Raw genomic sequence first — 20,160 nt, forward strand, 5'->3', positions numbered from 1 at the left:
AGCGAAGAAGGCGGCGCTTTGCGATGGGCCGAAGTCGGTTAACGCCAGGCCTGGGTGCGGGCGAGCAGGCCGCGCGAGATCAGCGCGTGGACAAGCTTGGCGGCAACATTGGTGTAGAAGATCATCATGCCCATGGCGGCCGCCGGCGCGATGTCGCCGGCGTCATCCATGTTGAGCACGGCAACCGACGCCAGTTTCGTATCGGTCGAGTAGAGAAACACCACCGCCGAAACGGTCGTCATCGCATTGACGAAGAGATAGATCGCGATGTTGAGGATCGCCGGCAGGCAGACCGGCACCGTGACCCGAAAGAACAGCCGGTGGAAGGGCTGCTTTAGCGAGGCGGCGACGGATTCGAATTCCGGGTCCATCTGCTTCAGCGCCGTCAACGCGGTCAGGTGCGCGACGGTGTAGAAGTGCGTCACGGTCGAAACGACCAGGATCGTCATCGTGCCGTAGATCGGGTGCAGAGGATTGGCCGGGTTGTTGAAGAAGAAGATATAGGCAAGGCCGAGCACCATGCCGGGCACCGCCATCGGCATCATTGCGAGGAAGTGAAACAGGCCACGGCCGAAGCGGAAGCCATCGGCCTTCTCGACCATGTAGGCGCCGGCAAAGACGACGACCGAACCGAAGAGCGCCGTCAGCAGGGCAAGCCGGATCGAGTTGCCATAGGCAGCCCAACCGCCACCATCCATCAGGTCGAAGGCGAAGTTGTTCGCTGTTAGCGTCAGGTCATAGGGCCAGAATTTCACGACCGCTGCGATCTGGCACATGGCGATCATGCCGAGAATGAACAGGCTGACCAGGCAGGCGAAGGCAAAGCAGAGCGTATCCGTGCGAGCATTGCGTTTGGGCGTGTAGGGCACGGCGCGGGCCGACAGGAGCGCCACCTGCCGCTTCTGCATGCGCTGGTCGACGTAGAAGGCAAGCACCGCCGGCACGAGCAGGATGACGGAGACGACGGCTCCCATCTCGAAGTTCTGCTGGCCGATCACCTGCTTGTAGATGTCGACCGCGAGCATGCCGTATTGCCCACCGATCACCTTGGGCAAGCCGAAATCGGTGATGACAAGCGTGAAGACGACGAAGGCCGCCGAGACGATCCCGTAGCGCGCGCCGGGCACCGTGACCGTTGTAAACGTGCGCCATTTGCTGGCCTTCAACGAAGCCGCGGCCTCGTAGTGCCGGGCGTCAGCCACGGAAAGGGCGGTCAGGATGATCAGAAAGGCATGCGGCAGGGTGAAGAAGATCGAGCCTATGACGATGCCGATCGGTCCATAGATGGAATAGCCGAGAAGCCAATCCTTGAAGACCCCCTGATTGCCGAAGAGATAGACGAGCGCGATGCCCGGCAGCAGCGAGGGGACGAGGATCGGGATCGTCAGGATGCCGCGAAAGAGCCCCTTCAACGGCATGCAGCTTCGCGTCAGGCCGAAGGCCAGCGTAAAGGCGATCGCGACCGTGAACACGGTGCTGATGACCGCCATCAGCACCGAATTGTAGATCGACTGGGCAAGGGCTGGCGTCGAGAAATACGTGCTGAAATTCTCGAAGCCGAGGCTGCGCGCAGGCCGGAGCACAACACGCCGGAACGTGCCGGAATCGTATTCGCGCCATTCCGTGCCCTTCTCCAGCGTGGAGCCCACCAGGAAGGCCGCATCGTCAGTCGTGCCGCGAATGCGGTAATGGACGGGACTGCGGAATTTGAACTCCGGGAAGAACTTCGTGGCCGCAAGCCGCCCGTCGGAACTCACCGACAGTTCGGCTTCCGTCACGGCAGCGAGTGTACGGTTCAGGTCTTCGGCGCTAGCGATTGGACCCCAGTTCGCACCGGACTCGTCGCTCACCTGGAACTCGAAGGATGAGAGCTCGAACCGATAGGTCGAAAGCGACTTCGACAGCATGACAAAGAGCGGCGCGCCGAGTGCCACCACCAGATAAAGCCCGATGACCGCCATGAAGCCGAGTTTGATGCGATCGTCTTTGGAGGACTCCTGGCGCAGCCGCTTGCCGATCAGGGGAAGGTGGGGTGCTTCCAGAACCATGTTCATCGTCCGGCACCCCTCGGATAGAGCAGCAGGCGCTCGCGCGGTATCTCCACCTGGATGGCGCCGCCGGTTTCGATCCGCAGGCGTCTGACCGCGTTGACGGAGAAGTCGGCAACCAGCGTGCGTTCGCCGAGACGGGGTGCCGTCAGGCGCGTACGCCAGAACATGCCGAGGAACTCCATCTCGCGAACCTCGGCATCGATCAGGTTCTGCGGTGTGGCCGGCCGGTCGCTGGCGTTGACGGCATGGGCATCCGCTCCGTGGGGAATGATGTCGACGGGGCGGACGACCGCCGTTGCCGCATGGCCGGCGGAAAAATCCTCCGTCGAACAGCAAAAGGCAGAGTGGCCGATCTCGACTTCGCCATCTCCAAGCACGCGCGCTTCGAACTGATTGGTCTCACCGATGAAGTCGGCGACGAACAGCGTCTCGGGATGACGGTAGATTTCGGTCGGCGAGCCGACCTGCTCGATGACGCCGTGGTTCATGACGACGATCCGGTCGGCCATGGCGAGCGCCTCCTCCTGGTCGTGCGTCACCATGATAGTGGTGACGCCGAGCTTTCGCTGCAGCGCCTTGATCTCATGGCGAAGATGCACGCGGACCTTGGCGTCGAGTGCCGACAGCGGCTCGTCTAGCAACAAGAGCCCCGGCGAGATGGCGATGGCGCGGGCAAGCGCGATGCGCTGCTGCTGGCCTCCGGAAAGCTGCGCCGGATACTTCTTGCCATGGGCAGAAAGGCCGACCGTTTCCAGGAGTTCGGCGACCCTCGACGCGACGCCAGCCTTCGATCGGCCGGTGTTTTCCAGGCCGAAGGCGATGTTCTGTTCGATGGTCAGGTTGGGGAAGAGCGCGTAGGACTGGAAGACGATGCCGTAATCGCGGCTCGAGGCCGGCAGTGTCGAGATGTTGCGCCCGTCCTGCAGGATGGTGCCCTTGGTCTGAAGATCGAGACCGGCAATCGCCCGAAGCAGCGTAGTCTTGCCGCAGCCGGAGGGGCCGAGGAAACAGATGAACTCGCCCCTTGCAATGGAGAGCGAAATATCGCGCAGCGCGACGAAATCGCCATAGGTCTTCCACAGGTCCGAAATCTGCAGATAGGGGGCGGTGTCCGTCGCCGCGTAATCGGCAGTCAGCGAACGGCTGGTTGGTGTCGGTTCGATCGACAGGGCATGCCTCATCTGCAAGCTCCGCTGGCTTGAGGAATCTCAGGAGAATGCGAGCGGGCGCAGCGCAATCGCGCTGCGCCCGGCCGATCAGGCTCAGCTCTTCGGCTCAGACTTGGCGTCGTAACGCTTCTGCCATTCCTTGAGGATTGCCGCGCGGTTGTTGGCGGCCCACTCGAAATCGTTGACGATCATCCTGGATGCAATGTCGTCCGGCAGGTGCTCGACCTGCTTGGCGACGCCCGGATAGGCAACGACGGCATAGCCGGCATTGTACATCTCGTTGGCTTCCTTGGTGACCGACCAGTCGACAAGGGTCTTGGCGGCTTCGAGATTTGCCGTGCCGGCGATGATCGCAGTTGCCTCCGCCTCCCAGCCCGAACCTTCGGCGGGGAAGATGATGTCGATCGGTGCACCCGCGCTCTTGGCCTTGGCGCCCGGGAACTCGAAGGACACGCCGATCACTGCCTCGCCGGCACCTGCCATCTTGCACGGCTTGGAACCGGAATGGGTGTAGGCGGAGATGTTCTGGTGGAGCTTGTCCATGAAGTCCCAGGCCTTCTCGTCACCCCACATCTGCATCCAGCCCGAGACGTCAAGGAAGCCGGTACCTGAGGATGCCGGGTTCGGCATCACCACATGGCCCTTGTATTCGGGGTTCGTCAGGTCCTTCCAACTGGTCGGCGGCTTGAGGCCAAGCTTTTCGCCTTCCGCCGTGTTGTAGCAAAGGGCTGCAACATAGGCGTCCATGCCGACCCAGCTCGGCGGCGTGTCCTGGTCGACGAATTTCGGGTCGAGCGCCTCGACGCCGGCCGGCTTGTAGGGCTCGAGCATGCCTTCGGTTTTCAGGAGCAAGAGCGAGGTGGCGGCAAGCCCCCAGACCACGTCGGCCTGCGGATTGTCCTTTTCGGCGAGCAGCTTTGCCGTCATGACGCCGGTGGAATCGCGCACCCAGTTGATCTTGATATCCGGGTGCGCCTTCTCGAAGGTCGCCTTGTAGCGGTCAAGGTCGACGGCCTCGACGGCGGTGTAGACAGTCAGCTGGGTTTCAGCAAAAGCGACGGCGGGAAGCACGGCGGAAGCAGCACTGGCAAGCATGATGAGCATGCGTCTGTTCATGTTGAAGTTCTCCTCTGAAGTCCTGGAAATACCGGGGAAGCACGGCGGGCAATCTTGCTGCTGCCCTGTTGTGATCGGCTTCGAGAACCATTCTGCGCAGCGGTTTCTGGTAAGTAAAATTTATTATTCTTATCGTTCAGAAGATAAAAATTATGGATGCTCTGCCGCAAAACGAGGCAAACCGGCAGGCAGACGATGAAGCCATCAGCAACACCCAGGAGAATGTCGCTCGACCTGCAAAACGAAGAGGCAGATCGACGATTGCGCGGGAAACGAGCTGCCGCGACCGTCCGGCGTTCAATAAAAAAGGGAGCCGCCATGGCAGCTCCCAGAGGGGTGAATCTGCGGGGGAAGCGCGTCAGATCACCATGGCAAGGAGAAGGTCTTGACGTTGGTAAAGCTCTTCATCGCCTCGATGACGCCTTCCTTGTAGCCGTTGCCCGAATCCTTGATGCCGCCGAAGGGGCTCATCTCGATGCGGTAGCCCGGCACTTCCCAAATGTTGACCGTGCCGACCCTGAGGCCCGCGATGTACTTCTGCATGCGCCGGAAGTCGTTGGTGCAGACGCCGGACGAGAGGCCGAAGGCGGTCGAGTTCGAGAGCGCGATCAGCGCGTCGTCGTCATCCGGTGCGCGCACGATCGGTATGATCGGCGCGAAGGTTTCCTCCATCACCAGTTCGCTCGAATGCTTGACCCGGTCGACGACGATGGGCGGCAGGAGGGCGCCCTTGCGACCGGGATCGTAGAGGATCTCTGCCCCCTCTTCCGCTGCCCGGTGCACCCGCTTTTCGAAGACTTCCGCAGCCTTGGCATGGACGACCGTGCCAAGGTCCGTCGCGCGATCCATCGGATCGCCGAACTTCAGTTTTTTCGCCCGCTCCAGCACCAGCGGCACGAAACGATCTGCAACGCTTTCCTGGCAAAGGATGCGCTTTACCGCCGTGCAGCGCTGGCCCGAATTCTTCGTCGCGCCGGCAACGGCAAGATCCGCCGCCCTGGCGAGATCGGCGTCCGAGAGATCGTTGAGGATGATAAGCGGATCATTGCCGCCGAGCTCCAGGATCTGCCGCTTGTAATGGGCGTGGGCGGCGATCAGCTTGCCGACCGGAACGCTGCCGGTAAAGGTGATGAGGTCGAAGTTCGGATTGGTGATCATCTCCATGCCGATATCGGCGGGCCAGCCGGTCACGACCGAGAGCATTTCCGGTGGCAGGCCGGCCTCATAGAGAATGTCGGCGAAGATCAGCGCCGTCATCGGCGTCAGCTCGGTCGGCTTCAGCACCACGCAATTGTTCGTCGCGACCGCCGGCGCCACCTTGTGCGCCACCATGTTGAGCGGGTGGTTGAACGGCGTGATTGCCGAAATGGCGTTGAGCGGTTCGCGTGTGGTGAAGATCTTGCGCGCCTTGCCGTGCGGGGTGAGGTCGCAGGAGAAGATCTCGCCGTCGTCATGGATGCACATCTGCCCCGAAAGCGTCAGCACGTCGAAGGCACGGCCAACCTCGTAGAGCGAGTCCTGCTTGGAGATCCCGAGCTCCAACGTGATCAGATCGGAAATCTCCTCCTTGCGGGCAACGAGCAGGTCCGCGGCCTTGAGCAGGATGCGCTGGCGCTCGTAGCGCGTCAGCTTCGGCTGGTAGGCAGCCGCGATTTCGAAGGCCTTGCGGGCATGCTCGGCGCTGCCGGCCGGCACCGTGCCGATGACGGCATCGTTGAAGGGATAGCGCACCTCGACGCGCCCCTCGGTATCGACCGCCTTGCCGGCGATGCGCATGGGCTCGTGGCGAATTGCAAATGCCGTTTCCACCTTGGTCATCGCTCCCTCCCTAGTGTGCTGTCTGGGCTGCGGCGACGAGCGCGTAGTAGAACGCATCGAAATTGCGCAGCGATGCGGATGTCAGCAATTCGGGCAGCTTGCGGTTGGCGATGAACGGCACCGCCTGTTCGGTCAGGCCGCCATGCGAGCGCAGCGGTTCGTTCAGTGCCGCCAGATCATGGCGATGTTCGCTGGTGCCGAGCGTCTTGTTCTCCGACGAGATCAGCACGAGATCGCCGATCCGGTCGTCCGGCAACTCGAAGCGTACGCAGGCTTCCGGGCGGGAAAGCACGACATCGATGCCTTCGATCGCCTGCAGCCGCTCGATGATCTCCTCCTTGTCCGCACCTTCGGGCAGGTAGGCCGTGGCAAACGAACCGAGAGCGCCGTGATGCACGACATAAGGGTCCGTGATCGGCAGGATGACGCGGGCCGCGTCCTTGCCGAGCCATTGGTCGAGCAGGTCCTGCACATAGATGACGTCAGGCGAACCGTCCGCCTTGTGCTTCGGCTTCATGCCGTGGTCGGCCGTGACGATGATGGCCGCGCCAAGCGCGTCGAGTTCGGTCAGGTACTTGTCGAACATCTCATAGAAGGCATTCGCCTGCGGAACGCCCGGCGCATATTTGTGCTGCACATAGTCGGTGGTCGTCAGATACATGACGTCTGGGCGGAATTCCTTGAGCAGCTTGACGCCGGCGGCAAAGACGAATTCGGAGAGATCGGCCGAATAGACTTCCGGCACCGGACGGCCGAGCCAGGCCGAGGCATTGTCGAGACCGTTTTCCGCCTTGGTCGTCTTGTCCGCCTTTTCAGACGAGAAGCAGATCGCCCTGCCCTCGTCGTACTTGAGCCCGTGGCCGAGCAGCGCCCTGAGCTTGTCCTTCGCCGTCACCACGGCGACCTTCGCACCGGCATCGTAGAACGCCTTGAAGATCGTCGGCGCGCGCAGGAAGCGCGGATCGTTCATCATCACTTCGTTGCCGGTCTGCGGTTCGTAAAGATAGTTGCCGCAGATGCCGTGGATCGCCGGCGGACGGCCGGTGGCGATGGAAAGGTTGTTCGGGTTCGTGAAGCTCGGGATGACGCTGAGCGCGGTGCGCTCCGTGCCGGTCTTGCGGATGCGCTCGAGCGTCGGCATCAGCCCGGCCTTGATGGCTTCGTCGAGATAGGCCGGCTCGCAGCCGTCGAGGCAGATGGCAATGGCCGGGACATTCGGCCAGGGATAGGTGCGGCGGTTGGCGGTAACGGTGATCTTGGACATTTTGTTCATCGTAATTTCCTCAGTTCAGGCGGCGAGACGGCGGCGTTCTTCAAGGGCGACGGCCGGGGGAGCGGCGCTGTCGACGCCCATTTCGGAGAGTGAGTTGCGGGCGGCATCGACCACGCGGCGCATGACATGCTCGTCCATGCGGCCGATGCAGCCGACGCGGAAACTGTCGACCACGGTCAGCTTGCCCGGATAGATGATGAAGCCTTTGTCCTTCATCAGGTCGTAGAAGCGATCGAAGGCGAAGGCGGGATGCGCCGGGCTGAAGAAGGTGACGATGATCGGCGACAGCCACTGGTCGGCAAGCAGCGTCTCGAAGCCGGCCTCGCGCATGCCAGCGACCATGACGTCGCGGTTGCGGGCATAGCGGGCTCCACGACCGGCGACTCCGCCCTCTTCCCGATGCAGGCGCAAGGCTTCCAGGAAGGCCGCGACCACGTGGGTCGGCGGCGTGAAGCGCCACTGGCCCGTCTTGTTCATGTAGTCCCACTGCGCGTGCACATCGAGGCTGAGCGAATGGCTGCGCCCCTTTGCGGCCTCCAGCTCGCTCTTGCGGGCGATGACGAAGCCGAAGCCGGGCACACCCTCGATGCACTTGTTGGCGGAAGAAACGATCGCCTCGTAGCGGAAATCGCCAATACCGGCCGGCACTGCGCCGAAGGCGCTCATAGAGTCGACGAGCAGCTTGCGGCCACGGGAGTAGACCGTGTCGGAAATCTCCTTCAGTGGATTGAGGATGCCGGAACTCGTTTCGCAATGGACGACCACGACATGGGTGATAGCAGGGTCGGCATCGAGTGCCGCTGCAACCTCCGGACCGCGCGGGGGCATGTAGTCACCCTTGTCGATCGTCACATGGTCACGACCGAGATAGGAAAGCGTCTGGGCGATGCGCTTGCCATAGGCGCCGTTCATCAGCACCAGCACCTTGCCGTCCTTCGGGACGAAGCTGCCGAGCATGGCCTCGACCGAAAACGAGCCGCTGCCCTGCATCGGCACGCAATCGTACTCGCCCTTGGTATCGCCGGCGATCTCCAGCAGTTCCTGGCGGAGCTTGGCGGTCATTGCCCGGAAATCGCCATCCCAGGAACCCCAGTCCCGTAGCATGGCTTCCTTGACCTGATAGGCCGTGGTCAGCGGACCGGGGGTCAGGAGATAAGGCTCGCCCAGCCTTGGCGTTTCCAGGGGCGCGATGGTTCTTTCAGAAGCGGTGTTTGGCATTGTCCGTCCTCGCGGTTGGCGTGTTCGAGAACGACAATGGGGCGGAAAGATCTATCTGTAAAATCGTTCTTTTGTATCAATCTATCGATAGAAATTATACATCTAGGCGGCCGGCACCAGCCGGCTTTCCAGAAGGTCGCCACTCTCACGCAGGCGCGGATAAGCCATGGTCGTCACCAGCGAATTGACCTCCTTCAGCGCCCGAACGATCTCCAGGTGCATGTCGCTCGAAAGGATGCTGGTCGCGATGCCTTGCCGAAGCCGTTCCAGATGGCATTTGCTGCTCTCTTCGACCAACCGACGCACATGTTCCTTCTGCCGAACCATTTCGCGCGCGATCACCGGGTCCGGGGAGACGAGAAGATTGGCCGCCAGCCTGACGTTGGACGACACGGCCGCATGCAGCAAAGTGAGCTCCTGCCATCCCTCCTGCGAGAAGGTGCCTGCGCCCGCAAGCCGCTCCTCGGCCATTTGCAGAAGGCTCTTTGCGACGACGTCTCCGGCATATTCGAGATGGATCGCCGCTTCGGTGAGTTCGATGCCGCGTCGCGATTGGTCTTCGGTGAGGATGCCGCGGTTGACGGCGGCGATGTAGAGCTTGATCGCGCTATGGGCCACGTGGATGTCGCCGTCGATGCTTCTGAGCACCTTCACCGCCTGCGGTGTCGGCGCGTGAATGACCGTCATGACGGGCTCCAGCATCCGGGCGATGAGATTGCCCATGTGGAGCACCTCGCGTGCCGCGGCCGCGAGCGCCTGCGCCGGTTTGTCGATCAGCGATGGGTCAAGGGCGCTCACATGAGCCGCTCGGTCATTGGCACCGGCGGCCTGCGGCATCAGCAACCGAACGAGGCGCGCCATCGGGCCGCAGAAGATCACCCCGACTAGCACCAGAGCAGCGTTGAAGAGCACATGCAGATTGACGAGCTTGCCCGCCACGGTCTCCCCGGGCAGCCAGTCGAACGGAGAATGCAGCGAAAAAAGGCCGAAGATCGCAGCACCGAACAGGGCGCGGAAGAGGAGGTTGCCAAGCGGCAGGCGTCGGCCTTCGACCGGCAGGCCGCGGGTCAGCCACAGTGCGATGAGCCCACCGCCGACGTTGACGCCGAGCACAAGGGGAATGCCGACCTCCAGGGGCACGATGCCCTTCACGGCAAAGGTCAGGATAAGCAGGATCGCCGCCACGCTGGAGTGCAGCGCCCAGGTGAAGACGGCGGCAAGGATCATCACGGTCAAGGCATCCTTGCCGATGAAAGCGACGATGGAAGGCAGAATCGGGCTCTGCGAGAGCGGCTGCGTCGCATGGCCGATCATCTGCAACGAGAGCAGCAGCAGACCGATGCCGAGCAGGGCGCGCCCGGTCTCCACCGCCTTGCGGGTCGATGCCTTCAGATGCGCGAGACCGCCAACGGCGATCAGAAGCGGCGCCAGCCAATGCAGGTCGAAGGACAGGATCTTGACGACGAGCGCCGAGCCGAGATCGGCGCCAAGCAGCACCGCCAGGCCCGTATCAAGTGCCAGCGCACCGCTGACGGCAAAACCGGCGGCAAGCATGGCGACCGCGGTCGAACTCTGCAGCGCAATGGCAACGGCGCAGCCGCAGATGGCCGCACGCGGTCGTCCACCGGCGCCGCCGACGGTGCACGCGACGATGTCGCCTGCCGCTGCCTCGACACCCTTTTTCACGAGGCTGACGGCGTAGAGCAGGAGGACGGTGGCGGCGGCGAGCTCGAGGACGACGGCCGGGAGGTTCATGAGGCGCGCTCCGGATAGAGGTGGAATCCGAAAACTATCCGCGCCCGCTTTACATAAATCAAATCGTTCGTTTTAATCAAACCATCGATCAAATCTATTCAAAGAGGCGCCGTACGCATGCGCTACGTCCAGCTCCGCGCGTTTCACAACGTCGCCATCCACGGCGGCTTCTCGCGTGCCGCCGAAGCGCTCTTCCTCACCCAGCCGGCGGTCTCGGACCAGGTGCGCAAGCTCGAGGAGGAGTACGACGTCCTCCTCTTCAACCGTAACAAGAAGCAGGTGACGCTGACCCAGGCCGGCCAACAGCTCCTGGAAGTCACCCGCCGCATGTTCGACGTCGAGCAGCAGGCGCTCGATCTCCTGTCGGAATCACGGGCACTGAGAGCGGGAAAACTGCGGATCGTTGCCGATGCCGCCCACCACCTGCTGCATATCCTTGCCGCCTTCCGGCGCACCTATCCGACCGTCCAGGTCTCTATCGATTCCGGCAACACCGAAACCGTCATCACCAGCCTGCACGCCTATGAAGCGGACATCGGCGTTCTCGGCGAGATCCCGCAGTCGAGCGACTTCGACATTCTGAAACTCAACTCCACGCCAATCATCGCCTTTGCGAGCCGCGACTACCCGCTGCAAGGCAAGAAAAAGGTGACTTTCGCCGAACTCGTGAAACACCCCCTGGTCATGCGCGAGCAAGGCTCCAAGACGCGCCAAAAGCTCGAAACGATGTCGCAGCAATGCGGCGTGCAACTGACGCCGCTCATCGAAGCCGAAGGTCGCGAGGCGGTGCGCGAGATCGTCGCCGCTGGCGGCGGCGTCGGCTTCGTATCGTCGGCAGAGTTCGGCCAGGACAGCCGCCTCATTCCCATCGAGATCGACGCGCCCGAGATGCTGATGGACGAAGCACTCATCTGCTTGCGCGAGCGTAGCAACGGAAAACTGGTCAGCGCCTTTTTCGACATTGCCCGCAGGCTCACCGCTGCACCGGCCTGATCATCACCCGGACGGCAGCGACGCAATTCATCGCGCCAACCAGCCACCGTCGACCGGGACGACCGCGCCATGCGGTCACGGTCATCGAAAATCCTATGAATGCGCAATAGGGCCGCGCGCTTCGCGTCACGTCTCACAAGGCATGTCACGCAACTGTCACGCGCAATAGATCAGCAAGACTGCTAAGAAGTAGAAAAAGCAATCATTGCTCGAGTGGCAACATGCCCCGATACCTATTTCATATTCACCTGTCCGGCAGGATCAGTCGCGATGACCATGGGGCGTTTCACGCCAATGACAGTCAGGCGGTGACCAATGGCAGGTCGATCGCCGACGGGATCGCGGAAGACGACAGGCACCGTAGCGTCATCGTGACTGTCGAACGCGCAGGTGGCGTTGTCCTGGCGCGCGTAACTGCCAGGCGGGCCATGCCACCCTGGCAATCTGCGAGTTCGAAATTCGAGCACGCCTGGAGAGAACTGGCCGGCTTTGACGTCAGCCAATTCCGCAGGGTGCGTTAGAAATCCAGCTCACGCCTTGTCGACGGGAGCGCGGACTTCCCCATCGAGGGGGCGATGGCTTGCGAGCCACGGCCGCCGGTGGTGCGTAAGCGTTAAGCAGTGACAATGGTTGCCAGCACGCTGACGCAATCGCCTGATTTGACGAGGCCGGGAAAATGGCGGGCGACGAGGACGCCGTCCATCTTTGCCCTGATGGCCAGCGGTTCGGCGCCGGTGCGGCCGATCGGATAGATGCGCGCCACGACTTGCCCGCTCTTCACCTGGTCGCCGAGATCGACGAACGGCTCGATAAGGCCGCTGTCCTCGGCAAAGCAAAAGCAGTTTCCGTCCGGCATGTCGAGCCACGTGGTTTCTGCGCTTTCGACAGTGCCTTTCAAGATGCCCGCCGCCTTCAGCACGTTAGAAACGCCTGTCTTGGCGATGGCAGCACTCCTCGCCGTCGCCGTTCCGCCGCCGCCAAGCTCGGTGGTGATGAAAACCTTGCCCATCTCCTCCGCGGCCGTGTCGTACATACCGACGGCATCGATCTCCAGCATCTTCATAGACCATGGGGCGCCGAATGCCCTGACGAGGTCAAAGGATTTTTCCTCCTGTGCCTTGTCCAGCAGGATGTGGGCGGCGCAGAAGGGCAGGAAATCGAGCGTCTTTCCGCCGGAATGAAAGTCGAGCACGATATCGGCAAGCGGTAGCAGCGTGCGCTGGAAATAGTCGGCAATCTTCTGGGTCACAGTGCCGTCCGGCGCGCCCGGGAAACTGCGGTTCATGTTTCCCTTGTCGATCGGCGAAGTGCGGGCGCCGGCCAAAAAGGCCGGATAGTTCATCGCTGGCACGATGATCACGCGACCCGTGACGTCCTCGGCCCTCAGCGTGCGGGCGAGATCGAAGAGCGCAATCGGCCCCTCATATTCGTCGCCGTGGTTGCCGCCGGTGAGAAGGGCCGTCGGCCCCTCCCCGTTCTTCACAACCGCCACCGGGATCATTACCGAGCCCCAGGCGGAATCGTCGCGGCTGTAAGGCAGACGCAGAAAACCGTGATGAACGCCTTCGGCCGAAAAATCGACCGTAGAACTGATCGGCGACGGACGAAGCGTTGCTTCCCGCATGGTTCAATCCTTCACGAAAAGCTTGCGCGGCACGTTGGCGAGGCACTCGACGCCGCTATCGGTGATCAGGATGCTTTCCGTGGTCTCGAAGCCCATGTCCTCGAGCCAAAGCCCCGTCATGAAGTGGAAGGTCATGCCCGGCTTCAGTTCGCTGCGGTCGCCGGGTCGCAGGCTCATCGTGCGCTCGCCCCAGTCCGGCGGATAGGAAACGCCGATGCCATAGCCCGTGCGGTTGTCCTTCACGATCCCGTACTTCTTGAGCACGGCGAAGAAGGCGTTGGCGATATCCTCGCAGGTATTGCCGGGTCGCGCTTTTTCGAGGCCTGCCTCCATGCCCTCCAGCGTGGCCTTTTCCGCGTCGATGAAGGCCTGCGTCGGTTTACCGAGGAAGACGGTGCGCGAAAGCGGCACGTGGTAGCGGTGATAGCAGCCGGCAATCTCGAAGAAGGTGCCCTCGCCTGTCTTCATCGGCCGGTCGTCCCAGGTCAGGTGTGGCGCAGAAGCCTCCACGCCCGAGGGTAACAGCGGCACGATTGCCGGGTAGTCGCCGCCGATGCCGTCGACGCCACGGGTTCCGGCATCATAGATTTCCGCGACCAGATCGCATTTGCGGATGCCGACCTCGATCTTGTCGAAGATGCGCTCATGCATCTTTTCGACGATCCTTGCGGCGTTGCGCATGTAGCCGATTTCCGCCTCGCTCTTGACCGCGCGCTGCCAATTTACGAGGGCGGTCGCGTCGACGAAGCGGGCGTTCGGCAGGTGCTTCACAAGCGACGCGAAGGCGGCGGCGGAGAACCAGTAATTGTCCATCTCCACGCCGATCGTCAGCTTGTCGAGGCCGCGTTCGGCAAGCTTGGCCGCAAGGTAATCCATCGGGTGGCGCTCGGTGGACTGCACATAGTGGTCCGGATAGCCGATGATGTTTTCATGCTTGAGGTAGGCGGTGAACTTGGCGCCGTTGGCATCCTGGCCGCGGCCGTACCAGATCGGTTCGCCCGTCGGCGGCACGACGACACATTGGTGCACGTAGAAGGACCAGCCGTCATAGCCGGTCAGCCAGTTCATGTTCGACGGATCGCTGACGATCAGCACGTCGATGCCCTTGGCCTCCATGGCTTTCCGCGTTTTTTGAAGACGCGTTTCATACTCCGGAAGTGAGAACTTCAGGTTCGCTTGTTTCATCGGTTTTTCCTCTATACCCGGCGAAAAGCCGGTCTCAACTCTCGAAGATCGTGCCGGTGCCCGTCGCAGCCGCGCGGGCGGCAGCAAGCGTTGCGATGGCCGTGTCCTGAATGCCCGTGCCGGTCAGGTCCGCCACGGTGATCTGCTCGGGGCTGCTACGGCCCGGCTTGCGCCCGGCGATTATCTCGCCGAGTTCGGGGAAGATCGTGCCCTCCGTCACGAGGCCCGCTTCGATGGCATGGTGGAGTTCGCCGAGCCTGCGCGTCTGCTTGAGGCTGTCGGCGACGTAGAGGCCGACGCCGGCGACAATGGCGGGCTCGATCTCGTTTTTGTGCTCGGCGTCCGACCCCATGGCCGTGACATGCTGGCCAGGCTGGAGCCAGTCGGCCCGAAGCACCGGTGTTTCGGACGGCGTGGTGGTGACGATGATGTCGGCGCCATCGACAGCGGCGCGGCCGTCGGCCTCGGCACGAACCGGAAAGCCGAGCTTCACCGTCATGTCCGCTGCGGCGGCCTTTGCTTTTGCAACGTCTCTTGCCCAGATGCGCGCTTCGCGGATCGGCCGCACGAGGCTTAAGGCCTCGAGTTGCAACCTTGCCTGCATGCCGGCGCCGAAGATGGCGGCGACCGTGGCATCCGGGCGCGAAAGCTGCCGAGCCGCGACGGCGCCGGCGGCCGCTGTGCGCACATCCGTCAGGTAACCGTTGTCGAGCAGCACCGCCTCTACCAGGCCGGTCTTCGTCGAAAGCAGCACCATCAGGCCGTTGGTGCTCGGCAGGCCGATCTTCGGGTTATTGAAGAAGCCAGGACTGATCTTGATGGCGAAACCATCGAGGCCGGGCACGTAAGCCGTCTTCACGTCCACCTCACCGCGCGCTTCGGGAATGTCGAGCCTCAGGATCGGCGGCATGGCGACCGCCTTGGTAGCAAGCGCGCGGAACGCGTCTTCCACACAGGCAATCGCTTCAAGATCAAGCGGAACGATGCGCGTCAGTTCTGCCTCGGTGAGAATCTTCATCGTGGCCATGCCGCTGCCTCCGCCAGCGGATCGACCCCGCCATTGATGACCCGCCGATGCAGGTCCATGTCGACATTGCGGCCGGAGAGGATAACTGCCACCGGCCGATCCAGCCCGCCAAGCCGGCGGGAAAGCAGAGCTGCGATGCCGACCGCCCCTGCCCCCTCGATCACCTCGCGCTCCTGGGAATACGCATGCCGCATTCCGACGGCGATCTCGTCTTCGGAAAGCAGGATCACGTCGTCGAGCAGTGCCCGGCACATTTCGAAGGTCACGGCGTTATCGAGGCCGATGCCGCCACCGAGGGAGTCGGCAAGGCTCGCCACCTCCTCGACGGCAACCGGCCCTCCGGCGTCAAGGCTCGCCTTCATCGCGGCCCCTCGCTCCATGGTGAGACCGATGACGCGGATCTTCGGTGACCGCCCTTTCACTGCCGCGGCGACACCCGCCGCAAGCCCACCGCCCGAAAGCGGCACAAGCACTGTCGCCACGTCCGGCATCGCCTCAAGGATCTCCAGCCCGAGCGTGCCCTGGCCGGCAACGACAACCCGATTATCGAAGGGTGCCACCATGACGAGACCGTCTTCAGCAACCAGGCGATCCACCTCAAGCTGCGCCTCGTCCTGCGATTTGCCGACGATCCGGACATTGGCGCCGAGCCTGCGGATCTCCGACACCTTGTTGTCGGGCACAAGCCTGGACATGCAGATTGTCGCAATCGAACCTTCAGTCCTGGCGGCATGGGCGAGCGCCCGACCATGATTGCCGGTCGAGGCAGCGACGACACCCCTTGCCCGCTCCTCAGGCGTCAGCGAGAGCACGGCATTCGTGGCGCCGCGAAGCTTGAAGCTGCCCGTCGTCTGGTGGTGTTCGAGCTTGAGGCCGACAGGAACACCGCAGCGTTCGGAGAGCGACGCGGAAAATACGAGAGGGGTATTCAAGACCCGACCGTCGATGCGCCGGGCCGCCTGTTCGATATCCGCCAATGTTACGGGAAGGTTCGACATCGCTACCGGTCCGAATAGGCAAGCGTCATGAGGCGACCGAGTTCCGGCCGCGCGGTTTCATTGCCGCAGAGGCGCAGGCACGCCCAAGCGGTGGCGAGGTTGCTGGTAACGACAGGCTTGCCGATGATGGCCTCGATCTCTGCCGCGACGCTTGCCGCGCGCACAGCCGTGCAGGATATGAAGAGTGCGTCGCTATCGGGTGCAGTCGCTTGCCTCGCAAAGGCAACGATTTCGTCCGGAGAAATGCGCGCCATCTCCCGGTCGTCGTTAAGTCCAAGGCAGGTGAAACGGGCGATCTCGAAGCCGAGGGACAGGAAATAGTCGGCCATCGGCTTGCTGGTCTCGATCGTATAGGGCGTGAGCACCGAAATGCGCTTGGCGCCGAACGCCTTGAGACCAGAGACGGCCGCCGCAGTCGGCGTGACGACGGCGGCATTCGGTTTGGCGGCACGCACGGCCGCTCCCACTTCCGCGTCGCCTATGACGACGGAGGCGGAGGTGCAGGAATACATGACGACGTCGAGGGGCTCGTCCGGCAAGATGAGCGCGGCCGCCGAGGTCAGCGAGGGCTGCATGGCGCGCAGGTTTTCCGGCGTCACCGGGTTCGCGTAAGGAATGCGCGTTGTGTAGACGCCGATCCGCTCGCTTGCCACCATACGCTGAAAGTCCACTTCCGTGGTGTGGTCGGTCGCAAGGATGATCAGCCCGACGCGCTTTTCGAGCGGACGCTCATCCAGCTTCGGCATGCGCGAGGCGAGAGTAAGGTCGAGCGTCTGCATCAGCGTTCCTCCACCCGGGCGTAGCGTTCTTCCAGCCAGCGCAGGAAGACGACGGAAATCAGGCTCATGATCAGGAAGAAGACCCCGACTAGCGTCATCGGCTCGATATAACGATAGCTGCTGTTGGCGACGCTTTTCGCCTGGTTCATCAGCTCGAGCACGGTGATGGCGGAAAGCAGCGGCGTCTCCTTGAACATGGCGATCAGATAGTTGGCGAGCGCCGGGATCATCGGCGGGATAGCCTGCGGCAGGATGACGTGGATCCAGGTCTGGCGGCCGGTGAGGTTCGTCGCCTTGGCCGCCTCCCATTGGCCGCGTGGCACGTTCTCGATACCGGCGCGGTAGACCTCGGCCGCATAGGTCCCATAGTGAAGCCCGAGGCCGATGATGCCGGCGAGCATTGCCGGCAGGCGGATGCCGATATCCGGCAACACGAAGAAGATGAAGTAGAGCTGCACCAGAAGCGGCGTGCCGCGAATGAACTCCACGATGAAGCCCGTGGCCTTCGCAATCGGCCTGGGCGCGGTCATGCGGAGGATGGCAAAGACGAGGCCGATGACGGCGGCAAGTGCTGCGCCGAACACGGTCGCCAGAATGGTGATCTTCAGGCCCTCAAGAAGGGTCGGCATGATTTCCCAGACGAAATTCCAATCCCATTCCATCGTCAGGTCCTCACGCCATCAAGGCCGCGCGTTACCCGGCGTTCCAGCCAGCGCATGCCGTTGGAGATGGCGAGCGCCATCAGGAAGTAGAGTACGAGGATCGTTGCGAAAGGAATGAGCGTGCTGCCGGTCTGGGCGCGGACCACCTGGGCCTGAAAGGTCATGTCGGTGAGCGAGATCAGCGACACGACGGCCGTGCCCTTCAAAAGCTCGATCGCGTTGTTGCAGAAGGTCGGGAGCATCAACGGCAGCGCCTGCGGAAGGATAATGTAACGCATCGACTGATAGCGCGAGAGATTGAGCGCGATGCAGGCCTCGCGTTGCTCGCGACCGATCGCCTTGACGGCGCCGCGCACGACCTCCGCCCCATAGGCTCCCACATTCAGTCCCAGCGCCAGCACGCCGGCCTGAAGCGGCGACAGGGTGACGCCGGCGAATGGCAGCACGAAATAGACCCAGAAAAGCTGAACGAAGATCGACGTGCCGCGGAAAAACTCGATATAGGTGGTGGCAAGCGCGCGAACCACGAGAAAGCGGCTGACGCGCCCGAGACCGGCGACGAATGCCATGACGACGGCGAGCATCGAGCCGAGCACGGTAAGCTCAAGCGTCACCAGCGCGCCTTCAAGGATCAGCCCTATGTAACCAGACCAGTCGGTCATCGATCTTCCAACTACGAGGGAGTGGATTGCCTCTCCCCAGCTCGGGAAGAGGCCTAATTGTTGCTGTTCCTACTTGGCGGCGCAGAGCTTTTCGCGGGTCGTCGACATCGCGGCTGCGGCCGAGAAACCATAGGGCTCGATGATCTTGGCAAACTCACCCGACTGCTTGAGCTTTGCCAGTTCCACATCGAAGGCGTCACGCAAGGCTTCCTCACCCTTCTTGAAGGCCGCGCCGTCGCAATAGACTGGAGCGCCTTCAACTGGTGCCACGACTTCGACGCTGGGGTCGTTCGCCTTGGAGACAAGAGCGTTGATCGAAAGCACCGGGAGCGAATAGACGTCGATACGGCCGTCCTGCAGCATCTTCAGCCCGCTTTGGCCATCCGGCACGACAATAACGCGGTCGCGCGGGACGCCGGCTTCAAGTGCGAGCTTTTCTTCCGTACCGCCACCTGGCGCACCGATCTTTGCGTCTGGATTATCGGCGATGTCCTTGTAGCTTTTCAGCTTCAACGGGTTGCCCTTTTTCAGCGCGAAGGCTTCGGCGTCGCACAGGATCGGTTCTGAATAGGCAACGGCGTTGCACCGTTCCGGCTTCATGAAGAGGCCGGCAGTGATGACGTCGTGGCGGCCGGCCTGCAGGCCCGGGATCATCGCACCGTATTCCGAGATCGAGGCGACGATGTCTTCGACCCCGAGGCGTTTGAAGACCTCCCGTGCAACGTCCGGAGCCGCGCCGGAAACCTTGCCGTCGGCGGCGACTGCCGTAAAGGGCGGCTCGTTGGCGATGGCAACGCGGGCGAAACCCTGTTCCTTCAGTTCCTCAAGCTTGCCGTCGGCCCAGGCTGGTGCTGCGGCGAGCATTGCCGCCAGGGCGCCCGTGCTGGCGGTTATGGTCAAAAAGGTTCTCATGCTCATAGTTGCGAACTCCTCTGGCTGTCCCTGGTTTTTGTTTGGAGCCTTGTTTCCGGGCGGCAAAGCCGCTCAGACGCGGTGCCCTGCCGCGATGATCTTGCGCAGGAAGGTCTGCGTGCGTTCCTGCTTGGGTGCGCGGAAAATCTCGTCGGGCTTGCCCTCCTCGACGATTTTGCCGCGGTCGAAAAAGAGAATGCGGTCGGCAAAATCATGGGCGAAGCCCATCTCATGCGTGACGAGCAGCATGGTCATGTCTGTTTCGACCGCGAGCTTGCGCATGACATTCAGCACTTCTTCGACCAGTTCCGGGTCAAGTGCCGAGGTCACCTCGTCAAACAGCATGATCTTTGGCGAAAGAGCCAGCGCCCGGGCAATCGCAACGCGCTGCTTCTGTCCTCCGGACAATTGCGCCGGCATGCTCTTTGCCTTGTCGGCCATGCCCACCATGTCGAGAAGCTCCATCGCCCGCTTCTCCGCCGCGGCCTTCGCCATGCCCTTCGTCAGCATCGGCGCCAGCGTGACATTGTCGAGCACGCACTTGTGGGGGAAGAGATTGAAGTGCTGGAAGACCATGCCGATCTTCTCGCGCATCTTGTGCAGATGGCGGTCATCGGCCGGCGCGAGACTGCCGTTCTTCGGCATGTGATAGAGCTGGTCGCCGTCGACCTCGATATGGCCGGCGCTGATCGCCTCCAATGTCATGAGAATGCGCAGTATCGTTGTCTTGCCCGATCCGGACGGACCGATCAGCGCCAGCTTTTCGCCCGGCAGCACGTCCATCGACAGACCGTCGAGTACGGTCAAGGGACCGTAGCGTTTGGTGATGTTGTCGATGCGGATGATCGGCGCTGCCATGCATGTCTCTCCCTATTGAGACAAGTGATGGCGCAACGATGCGCGGCAATCAAAATCATG

At 62.4% G+C, this 20,160-nt stretch carries 19 protein-coding genes; 2 read left to right on the top strand and 17 right to left on the bottom strand.

The window, feature by feature from the left end; translation table 11 throughout:
• Positions 1 to 38: 38 nt before the first annotated feature.
• The 8 genes from ACIQUG_RS31635 to ACIQUG_RS31670 form a co-directional block, all read right to left on the bottom strand.
• Complete coding sequence (locus tag ACIQUG_RS31635) at positions 39 to 2,048, bottom strand: putative 2-aminoethylphosphonate ABC transporter permease subunit (RefSeq protein ID WP_402326248.1); 2,010 nt, start codon at positions 2,046 to 2,048, stop codon at positions 39 to 41.
• Positions 2,049 to 2,050: 2 nt separating this feature from the next.
• Positions 2,051 to 3,232, bottom strand: a complete 1,182-nt coding sequence (locus ACIQUG_RS31640; protein WP_402326223.1) for a putative 2-aminoethylphosphonate ABC transporter ATP-binding protein — start codon at positions 3,230 to 3,232, stop codon at positions 2,051 to 2,053.
• An 81-nt stretch (positions 3,233 to 3,313) separates the two neighbouring features.
• Positions 3,314 to 4,336: a putative 2-aminoethylphosphonate ABC transporter substrate-binding protein gene (locus ACIQUG_RS31645; protein ID WP_043616072.1), complete on the bottom strand. Its 1,023-nt coding sequence runs from the start codon at positions 4,334 to 4,336 to the stop codon at positions 3,314 to 3,316.
• Positions 4,333 to 4,656, bottom strand: coding sequence for a hypothetical protein (locus ACIQUG_RS31650; protein WP_402326224.1), 324 nt, complete (start codon positions 4,654 to 4,656; stop codon positions 4,333 to 4,335). The genes ACIQUG_RS31645 and ACIQUG_RS31650 overlap by 4 nt, the downstream gene beginning before the upstream one ends.
• Before the next feature lie 43 nt (positions 4,657 to 4,699).
• Positions 4,700 to 6,154, bottom strand: coding sequence for a phosphonoacetaldehyde dehydrogenase (gene phnY, locus ACIQUG_RS31655; RefSeq protein ID WP_402326225.1), 1,455 nt, complete (start codon positions 6,152 to 6,154; stop codon positions 4,700 to 4,702).
• Between the two features lie 10 nt (positions 6,155 to 6,164).
• A complete protein-coding gene (gene phnA, locus ACIQUG_RS31660) occupies positions 6,165 to 7,427 on the bottom strand; it encodes a phosphonoacetate hydrolase (protein WP_402326226.1) in 1,263 nt (420 codons plus the stop codon).
• A gap of 15 nt (positions 7,428 to 7,442) precedes the next feature.
• The gene (locus ACIQUG_RS31665; protein ID WP_402326227.1) at positions 7,443 to 8,645 is read right to left on the bottom strand and encodes a 2-aminoethylphosphonate--pyruvate transaminase; all 1,203 of its coding nucleotides are present in this window, start codon (positions 8,643 to 8,645) and stop codon (positions 7,443 to 7,445) included.
• 102 nt (positions 8,646 to 8,747) lie between these two features.
• A complete protein-coding gene (locus tag ACIQUG_RS31670) occupies positions 8,748 to 10,400 on the bottom strand; it encodes a Na/Pi cotransporter family protein (RefSeq protein WP_402326228.1) in 1,653 nt (550 codons plus the stop codon).
• Positions 10,401 to 10,517: 117 nt separating this feature from the next.
• Between ACIQUG_RS31670 and ACIQUG_RS31675 the strand changes: the two genes are divergently transcribed.
• Positions 10,518 to 11,393, top strand: a complete 876-nt coding sequence (locus ACIQUG_RS31675) for a LysR substrate-binding domain-containing protein (RefSeq protein WP_192448366.1) — start codon at positions 10,518 to 10,520, stop codon at positions 11,391 to 11,393.
• A 221-nt stretch (positions 11,394 to 11,614) separates the two neighbouring features.
• Complete coding sequence (locus ACIQUG_RS31680) at positions 11,615 to 11,914, top strand: DUF6894 family protein (RefSeq protein ID WP_402326229.1); 300 nt, start codon at positions 11,615 to 11,617, stop codon at positions 11,912 to 11,914.
• A 92-nt stretch (positions 11,915 to 12,006) separates the two neighbouring features.
• Here ACIQUG_RS31680 and doeB read toward each other — a convergent pair whose 3' ends face one another.
• From doeB to ehuA, 9 genes are all read right to left on the bottom strand, one after another.
• The gene (gene doeB / locus ACIQUG_RS31685) at positions 12,007 to 13,017 is read right to left on the bottom strand and encodes a N(2)-acetyl-L-2,4-diaminobutanoate deacetylase DoeB (RefSeq protein WP_402326230.1); all 1,011 of its coding nucleotides are present in this window, start codon (positions 13,015 to 13,017) and stop codon (positions 12,007 to 12,009) included.
• Between the two features lie 3 nt (positions 13,018 to 13,020).
• On the bottom strand, positions 13,021 to 14,202 hold the full coding sequence (gene doeA / locus ACIQUG_RS31690; RefSeq protein ID WP_192448355.1) for an ectoine hydrolase DoeA: 1,182 nt from the start codon (positions 14,200 to 14,202) through the stop codon (positions 13,021 to 13,023).
• A gap of 34 nt (positions 14,203 to 14,236) precedes the next feature.
• Complete coding sequence (eutC, locus tag ACIQUG_RS31695; protein WP_402326231.1) at positions 14,237 to 15,229, bottom strand: ectoine utilization protein EutC; 993 nt, start codon at positions 15,227 to 15,229, stop codon at positions 14,237 to 14,239.
• Positions 15,217 to 16,227 (bottom strand): hydroxyectoine utilization dehydratase EutB, encoded by a 1,011-nt coding sequence (gene eutB / locus ACIQUG_RS31700; RefSeq protein ID WP_402326232.1) that lies wholly within the window; start codon positions 16,225 to 16,227, stop codon positions 15,217 to 15,219. The genes eutC and eutB overlap by 13 nt, the downstream gene beginning before the upstream one ends.
• A 2-nt stretch (positions 16,228 to 16,229) precedes the next feature.
• Positions 16,230 to 17,006, bottom strand: a complete 777-nt coding sequence (gene eutA, locus ACIQUG_RS31705; protein ID WP_402326233.1) for an ectoine utilization protein EutA — start codon at positions 17,004 to 17,006, stop codon at positions 16,230 to 16,232.
• On the bottom strand, positions 17,006 to 17,668 hold the full coding sequence (gene ehuD / locus ACIQUG_RS31710) for an ectoine/hydroxyectoine ABC transporter permease subunit EhuD (protein ID WP_402326234.1): 663 nt from the start codon (positions 17,666 to 17,668) through the stop codon (positions 17,006 to 17,008). The genes eutA and ehuD overlap by 1 nt, the downstream gene beginning before the upstream one ends.
• Positions 17,669 to 17,670: 2 nt before the next feature.
• The gene (gene ehuC / locus ACIQUG_RS31715) at positions 17,671 to 18,330 is read right to left on the bottom strand and encodes an ectoine/hydroxyectoine ABC transporter permease subunit EhuC (RefSeq protein WP_192448350.1); all 660 of its coding nucleotides are present in this window, start codon (positions 18,328 to 18,330) and stop codon (positions 17,671 to 17,673) included.
• Between the two features lie 69 nt (positions 18,331 to 18,399).
• A complete protein-coding gene (ehuB, locus tag ACIQUG_RS31720) occupies positions 18,400 to 19,242 on the bottom strand; it encodes an ectoine/hydroxyectoine ABC transporter substrate-binding protein EhuB (protein ID WP_371742580.1) in 843 nt (280 codons plus the stop codon).
• Positions 19,243 to 19,314: 72 nt separating this feature from the next.
• Positions 19,315 to 20,100 carry an ectoine/hydroxyectoine ABC transporter ATP-binding protein EhuA gene (gene ehuA, locus ACIQUG_RS31725; RefSeq protein ID WP_402326235.1) on the bottom strand — a complete coding sequence of 262 codons (786 nt, stop codon included), beginning with the start codon at positions 20,098 to 20,100 and terminating at the stop codon, positions 19,315 to 19,317.
• Positions 20,101 to 20,160: the final 60 nt, after the last annotated feature.

This window comes from Ensifer sp. NPDC090286, assembly GCF_044769565.1.
GTDB lineage: Bacteria > Pseudomonadota > Alphaproteobacteria > Rhizobiales > Rhizobiaceae > Ensifer.